Raw genomic sequence first — 866 nt, forward strand, 5'->3', positions numbered from 1 at the left:
CGATACGATACGCCGCTTGAATAACCTCTGGTGAATAGCCAACTAACATTAACATCGGGATGAATATAGGCGCCGTGACTGCCCATTGAGCCGATGCTGAACCTAGTGACAGGTTGATTAGCCCGCATACGCCAATAAAGAAGAAGAATAGAATTGGTCCGGTTAAACCTAAGCTTTCTAAGGTCTGTGCACCGAGCACGGCCAAGATCGCGCCTAGATTAGTCCACTTAAAGAAGGCAACGAATTGCGCCGCGAAGAAAACAAGAACGATATATGCGCCCATTGTGTTCATAGCATGATTCATGGCGTGAACGACATCAGTCGAGTTGGTAATCGATTTAACGACCTTGCCGTACACTAAGCCCGCTAAGGCAAAGTAAATGAATATGAATGCTAAGATCGATTTTAAGAATGGAGACCCTGCAACAAGTCCTGTTTCAGGATGGCGTAATATTCCATTTTCTGGAACGATCGTAGAAGCCAAAACGCCCGCAAAGATGAGCGTATAAATACCGACGACTCTCAGACCTTTGCGCTCAATATCGGTTACGGCATGTGAATTCATCTCTTGCTCGAGTTCTTCGACGTGTTCAGGTGATGCATCATCTTTGTTATACAGACCTAGTTGAGGCTCCACGATGTACTCAGTAATCAGCATGCCGAGAATAGAAATGACAACGGTCGAGGCCATCATGAAGTACCAATTGGCCTCAGCCCCAACCGTATAACTCGGGTCAATAAGTTGGGCTGCTTTCTCTGAGATGCCTGATAGAAGTGGGTCAACTGTTCCAATTAAAAGGTTCGCGCTATAGCCGCCTGATACACCCGCAAACGCGGCAGCAAGACCGGCTAGGGGGTGGCGACCA

The 866-nt window shown here is 47.5% G+C and carries 1 protein-coding gene; it reads right to left on the reverse strand.

Annotated features, from left to right (window positions below):
- The coding region (locus tag A3762_RS22870; protein WP_197469517.1) for an AbgT family transporter at positions 1-866 on the reverse strand (866 nt) is incomplete at both ends.

This window comes from Oleiphilus sp. HI0125, from assembly GCF_001635355.1.